The sequence below is a fragment of the Paenibacillus sp. MZ03-122A genome (assembly GCF_024213325.1).
Classification (GTDB): Bacteria; Bacillota; Bacilli; order Paenibacillales; family Paenibacillaceae; genus Paenibacillus; species Paenibacillus polymyxa_B.
The window spans coordinates 1-6,371 of sequence record NZ_JANAVI010000032.1 but is presented as its reverse complement, the minus strand read 5'-3'; the positions used below and the strand labels follow the sequence as shown (position 1 = coordinate 6,371).

The 6,371-nt window shown below is 43.4% G+C and carries 5 protein-coding genes and 1 pseudogene; 1 reads left to right on the top strand and 5 read right to left on the bottom strand.

The genetic code is table 11. The features are described from left to right. Nucleotides 1-391: 391 nt before the first annotated feature. From NLX74_RS25330 to NLX74_RS25310, 5 genes and pseudogenes are all read right to left on the bottom strand, one after another. A complete protein-coding gene (locus NLX74_RS25330) occupies nucleotides 392-1,762 on the bottom strand; it encodes an NCS2 family permease (RefSeq protein WP_235307263.1) in 1,371 nt (456 codons plus the stop codon). Nucleotides 1,763-2,125: 363 nt separating this feature from the next. Further along, nucleotides 2,126-3,065 (bottom strand): annotated as a pseudogene (locus NLX74_RS25325) (NADP-dependent oxidoreductase). 21 nt (nucleotides 3,066-3,086) lie between these two features. After that, complete coding sequence (locus NLX74_RS25320; protein WP_250267461.1) at nucleotides 3,087-3,557, bottom strand: MarR family winged helix-turn-helix transcriptional regulator; 471 nt, start codon at nucleotides 3,555-3,557, stop codon at nucleotides 3,087-3,089. 158 nt (nucleotides 3,558-3,715) lie between these two features. Beyond that, nucleotides 3,716-4,099 carry an SGNH/GDSL hydrolase family protein gene (locus NLX74_RS25315; RefSeq protein ID WP_254330913.1) on the bottom strand — a complete coding sequence of 128 codons (384 nt, stop codon included), beginning with the start codon at nucleotides 4,097-4,099 and terminating at the stop codon, nucleotides 3,716-3,718. Nucleotides 4,100-4,144: 45 nt separating this feature from the next. Further along, entirely contained in the window at nucleotides 4,145-4,990 is an 846-nt protein-coding gene (locus NLX74_RS25310) for a LysR family transcriptional regulator (protein ID WP_254330912.1), read from the bottom strand. Nucleotides 4,991-5,121: 131 nt separating this feature from the next. Here NLX74_RS25310 and NLX74_RS25305 point away from each other — a divergent pair, with 131 nt between their 5' ends. Then, nucleotides 5,122-6,252: a Gfo/Idh/MocA family protein gene (locus NLX74_RS25305; RefSeq protein ID WP_254330911.1), complete on the top strand. Its 1,131-nt coding sequence runs from the start codon at nucleotides 5,122-5,124 to the stop codon at nucleotides 6,250-6,252. The last annotated feature ends 119 nt before the right edge of the window (nucleotides 6,253-6,371 follow it).

Genomic DNA, 6,371 nt, shown 5'->3' with positions numbered 1-6,371 from the left:
TAAAAATATCTCTTGTTTGATTTTGCAAGCAAAATCATTTTACTCACTCGTTGTTCAGTTTTCAAAGATCAAACATTCTTTTTTTGTTGACTCAGTTTATCGCCTCATCAACTCTTATATCTTATCATGTCCGAACCAACTTTGCAAGCATTTTTTTGAAATCTTTTTTTGTAACACTCGCTCGCAATATTGTATTTCTTGGCCGGAATTAGAATATACCATATACATATCCCTTTTGCAAGCATTTATTAGATAAGGTTTCACAATACTTTATTATTATTCGTTTTCCTTCTATATAATAGCTCCTTTGTATCTATCTGCGTCTAACTACAAAAAAAGAACCTCTTCCCTTAAGCAACAGGAAAGAGGTTCTGCGTTCTATATCTACTGATTATTCGGAGCCCATAAAGACAAAGCGGATCACTACAATAATAGCAAGCACCCACATGAGCCAGTGAATTTTAACTTTATTGCTGGTAAACAGGTTGCTAAACACAGCCAGCACAACGTAAGACAGAATACCAGCAGAGATACCATTCGCGATTCCACCTGTGAAAGGCATCAGCACGATGGTCAAAAATGCAGGAAACGCCAACAGGAAGTTATCCCAGTCGATATTGCGAACCTGACTCATCATTAGGACCCCAACGATAATCAGAGCTGGAGCAGTAGCGGCAGAAGGCACAACCAGAGCCAACGGTGCAATAAACAGGGCCAACAAGAACAGAACACCTGTCGTTACAGCAGTCAGTCCGGTACGTCCGCCTTCTTCTACCCCTGCGGAGCTTTCTACGAATGCTGTAATCGTACTTGTACCCAATACTGCACCAGTACTTACCCCAACTGCATCCACCAGCATCGCTTTACCGATAATTTTCTCGCCTTTTTTCTTATCTTTCATTATACCCGCGCGTGTAGCCGTACCTACCAAGGTACCGAACGTATCAAACAACTCTACAAATGTGAAAATGAAAATGATATCAAACAGACCGATATGCAAAGCTGCTTTCAAGTCTAACTGACCTACAGCCAAATTACTGAAATCAGGAATCCAGTTGCCTGTTGTCAAGCTACTCAAATTTGTTACTCCCATCGGAATACCGATTAATGTAGTAGCTACGATCCCAATCAGCAATGCACCTTTGACCCGAACGACCATCAGTGCTGCGATAATAAGCAATCCGATTAGCGCCAGCAGTGCATCCTTTTGATGTACCAGACTTCCCAGAATCAAATTAAAAGCATGACCCGGAACCGGTTGACCAACATCTGTCCCTGGAACGATGCTCACCATAACCAGGTTACAAAGCTTGAATCCGACAATTGTAATAAACAAACCGATACCCACTGTAATGGCTGTCTTTAAATTTTCCGGAACTGCAACAAGCAGCATCTGTCTTACTCGTGTCACGGTTAAAATCAGAAAGACGATACCGGATATAAATACAGCGCCAAGTGCCGCTTGCCAAGTAATCATGCCATTGGAACTCAGGACTACAGTCATAAAATAAGCATTCAAACCCATACCCGGCGCCATACCGATCGGTACATTAACGAATAGCCCCATCAGTATGGTAACCAAACCTGCACCTACCGCCGTCGCAAAAAAGACAGCTTCACTGGGCATACCTGCTCCAGTCGGACCTAAAAAGGTATTGTTGACCACCAGAATATAAGCCATGGTCATAAAAGTAGTAATCCCCGCAATAATCTCTGTGCGGACGTTCGTGCCATGTTCCTTTAATTTAAAGAAACGCTCCATGAGTCGTAATTCCTCCTACGCAAAGCATACTCGTATTGTTGTCGTTCGTTTGAAGTAATATTCGCATTCATATGCGCTATATTATTACATTCGTTATTTTAGGCTCTCACCTACTGCTTGTCAACAGAAAAAGCGAATGTTGCAAATTGAACACATATGTATTGTTCGGAAAATAGAAAACCAGCAAGCTATTATGCAGCTGACGGGTTATCATTTAGAGGAATCAGATATTTTTGTACTTATCAAAGGCATTCGCTGAGTCCGGTATATTTTCCAGATAAACGATAGATCAAGTAGTGAAAATAATCTTCTAAAATCTTCATCGTGTGCAATTCCTTTCGTGCTGTATATGTGTATGCGTCCTTATGGGAAGGTTATTGCAATTTTACCAACAGCGTGGTGGGTTTCGCTTAAAGCGTGTGCGTCATACAAACCTTTTTGTGAAAAAGGAAACGTAGCTCCTATTACCGATCTTACTTTCTTTTGCTCCAACAGATCGGCAATTTCCTGTAGTTGCTGTCCATTGGGCTCCAGCCATATATTTTGGGCTGTTACGTTGTACTCCTTCACCAGCTCTTCGTCAAAATTGCTGACAATGGATATGATCCGTCCGGTATCCCTTTTCATTACCTTAAAGCTGTTCTTCTGAACATCCCCGCCCATCGTATCGAACACCACGTCCACATCAGATAAAACTTCCTCAAAACGAGTTGTACGATAGTCAATGATTTGGTCGGCTCCCAATGAAGCAAGCAATTCATGATTACGCTCACTGGCTGTAGTAATGACATAGGCTCCGGCCTGTTTGGCAAACTGGATAGCAAACATACCTACGCCACCTGCACCTGCGTGGATTAATACTTTTTCCCCTTTGGTCAGTTGACCATGTGTAAAGAGCGCCTGCCAAGCAGTCAACCCCGCCAAAGGTACAGAAGCGGCTTCCTCCCAAGAAATTGAGGCGGGTTTACGTGCCAGCAGATGATCATCCACCAAGGTATACTCGGCATAAGTACCGAATCGGGTGGTGTCCGGGCGTGCAAACACTTCATCTCCCACTTTCCAATCGGTGACCTCGCTGCCTACTTCCGAAATAGTACCGGCTACATCCCAGCCTAAAATAATTGGGAACTCCCAATCCATCATTTTGTTTTAAGTAACCTTCACGTAGCTTCCAGTCAATTGGATTGATGGAGGTAGCCGCCACTTTGACTACAACCTGGTGAGCCTGTGGTGTAGGAGTAGGCACTTCTCTTTCTTTCAATTCATCCTTGCTTCCATACTGATCTATAACGATGGCTTTCATATTCATTTCCTCCTCGCACATTTACATATTCTTTACATTGCTAGACATACGCTGTAGCACATCTGTCAAAACCACAATTTCCTCATCTGTAAACTTACATAGCAGCTTTTCCTGAAAGGCTTGTCTTTGCTCTGACAAAACTTGCAGCTCTTGAACCCCTAATTCGGTCAAACGTATATAGGTCACACGCTTATCCTGCTCTTTTTTACTACGAAAAATCAGACCTTCCTCTTCCAGCCTTCTCAGATGTCGGGTCACTGCTGCACCATCCAGAACGAGCAGATGTTGGAGCTCCAGCTGACTTAGTTCCTGACGATGATCAATATGATACAAAATTTCGACCTTGGTAAAACTGGTTTTTAATTGTGCTTCAAAAGCGTTATTCATTTCTTTACACAAAAGATGCATGCGATAAAACAACTGGCTTCTTTCAGAGCAATGTTCGATGACAAACCCTCCTTCTAATGCTTGACCCATCAATTGATATATCAAGTATTATACACTTTCACTAAAAATATACAAGTCCTGAGACAAGTCTATATATACAAATCCTACAATCACAAAAAAATGCTCAAGCTAAACAAATAGCCTGAGCATTCTAGAACTTGTAGTTAGTAGGGTCATTCAATAAAACGATGAAATGGTCCAAATTACAGTGTATTCATAAATCCGATAATACGGGCCGCCATCCGCTCGTGGCCTGCCTGATTCGGGTGCAGGCCGTCAGGAACACCATTTTCCCCTGTAAAGTACATTTGTTTATGTACAGGCAATAGTGGTTGAATTCCGGTGATATTCCACAGATCGCAGCACGGGAAAGAATAAAGTGAGGCCACTTCTCTCACAGCCTGTGCATACGCGCTATAGACTTGACCAGTAATGGCATTAGGCAGATGCTCAGGAACCGTATCACTTGATCCGTGAGGCGGAGTCAAAAAGACGATCAGCTTGTCCGGATAACGGTTAATTAATCCTTCGGCAATATGCTTGAGCGCACCATAAAACGTACGCGTTTCTGTCGATGGCGTATCCAAGCTTACCGAACTTGATTGATTGTCATTCGATGTCTCTCCTATCTATTAGATCGTATTGTTGATTTCGATAAATTTATGTTCAATCGCTGTCATTTCGTGATTTGGACGAGATATTAAATATGTATCCATGTAGCCGAAGGTTGGGGGAGTGGGCAAATAGGATGTTACTTTGAATTGCCGCGCAAGCCTTTTAGACATAAGGGTGATTCCCATTCCCATCAAGGAAAATTCCACCATCGTATCAAACACACCGACCTCCACCACCTCGCCATGGGTCAATTGCATGTCCTGATACATCTTCTTTAAATGCGATAGGTACAGGCAGCCATCCGACAATATGATAATAGAAGCTCCTTGCAGCACCTGTTTGAGATCCGAGCCTTCATGTATACCTTTCCCCACCAGCACCAGCTCTTCACGGCATATTTTTTGATAATGAATATACGGGTTGGTGGGATACCCTGTGACAAAAGCAATATCGAGCTCGCCGTCGAGGATCAATCGCTCCATTTCCGTGGTGGTTCCGGTTTTTAATGTAACCGAGGCTTGCGGGTACAGCTCGTATACCTTCGTAAGCGCCCTTGTTGTTTCCCCCGCAACAATGGACTGCATCGTACCGATGCGCAGCTTTTCCTCCTGCGGTCTCATTTTCATCTCCGTGTCTTGCCACAGCAACAACATTTGCTTGAACTGAGCATATAGGATTTCTCCTGAAGGTGTCAGCTCCATACCACGGGGCTTTCGGTAAAATAACGCTGTGCCGTAATGAGCCTCCAGCTTCTTTATTTTGGCCGTCATATTCGATTGCAGGTGATTCAACTTTTGAGCTGCTTCTGTCAGGCTTCTCAGCTCTGCCACCGAAACAAATGCCTGCATATTTTCAATATCCATCTCTTCACCTCCCATCAAATAAAATGATATCTATATCATAAACAAGCATTATTATTTATGAGTTAAATGTATTATATTGGCCTTGGATGCTATTTTCCACCCTCATCTTAAAAATCAGGAGGTATGGCAACATGATCAAAAAGAAGATTCGTGTAGGTATCGTAGGAGGTTCGATGAATAATAAATGGGCCAGTCAAACGCATATTCCGGCTTTGCTCAAGCACTTAAACTTAGATATCACTGCCGTCGGTACTTCTCGTATGGAGAGTGCGAGACAAAGCGCAGAAGAAGTAGGCGCGGCACTGGCTTTTGATGATGCCAAAAAGCTCGCAGCTTCCGAGGATGTGGATATGGTCGTGGTGAGCATAAAAGTTCCCCATCATTACGAGGCGGTGATGGCGGCAATTCAAGAGAGAAAGCATATTTTTTGTGAATGGCCCTTGGGGGCAAACACTGCGGAAGCTACTAAAATGACCAAGGCGGCGGAATTGGCAGGCATTCATCATACCGTCGGCTTGCAGGCACGGCAGGATCTTGAAGTGCAAACGATGAAAAAACTCGTGGAGGGCGGAGAGATTGGTGAAATTATATCCTGTCATATGCAAGTAGCTACTCCCGACAAAGGAGGACAAGTAAATCAGGACACTGCTTATTTGCTGAATAGAGCCAATGGGGCTAATCTGCTCACGATTAATGGCGGTCATTCCCTGGATGCGCTGCAATACATCGTTGGCGAATTCTGCGAGTTATCGGCCATCACATCATCCCGCTATAATGAAGCCACTATTCAGGAAACGGGTGAAGTCATTTCCAAGGATACAGCCGATCAGATTTTGATTCACGGGCTGTTGGAAAAAGGAGTACCGGTATCCGTTCACATTCAAGGTGGAGTAAATTCTAAGTTTGAGATAGAGATTCAGGGGAAAAAGGGCATTTTGCGTTTGATACAGAATCCTTCGCTTGGGCATGTTCAATTTGGGAATCTAATGCTCGAAAAACTTGTGTACGATCCAAGCAGTACGCAGAGTCATGGTCCTAATAACGCTTTTGAACAAATAAGTATAACTAGAAAGCCTAATACAAGCCTGGATTTCCCAAAACAAGGGGTAACCCTGAATGTAGCCAAGGCTCATTATGTTTTTGCCGAGGATATTTTGACACACACCCGTCTCGCTCCCGATTTCAACCATGCCTTAAAGCTGCATCTTCTACTGGACCGCATTGAGGAATCGGCTGCAACTGGGAAAAAGATCGTATGGTAAGGTAGAATTATAAAAAAAGAACCTTCAACCCCACGATAGATGTGGGGAACTGACCCCATAACGTGAGACAAATCAAAACACCTTCAAGAGAATCAAGCCATGTCGTAAGATATGGAGAT

Coding starts and splice junctions, on each gene's coding strand:
- NLX74_RS25310 (WP_254330912.1), bottom strand. CDS start 4,990: ATGGATATTGAAAATATGCAGGCATTTGTTTCGGTGGCAGAGCTGAGA.
- NLX74_RS25305 (WP_254330911.1), top strand. CDS start 5,122: ATGATCAAAAAGAAGATTCGTGTAGGTATCGTAGGAGGTTCGATGAAT.
- NLX74_RS25330 (WP_235307263.1), bottom strand. CDS start 1,762: ATGGAGCGTTTCTTTAAATTAAAGGAACATGGCACGAACGTCCGCACA.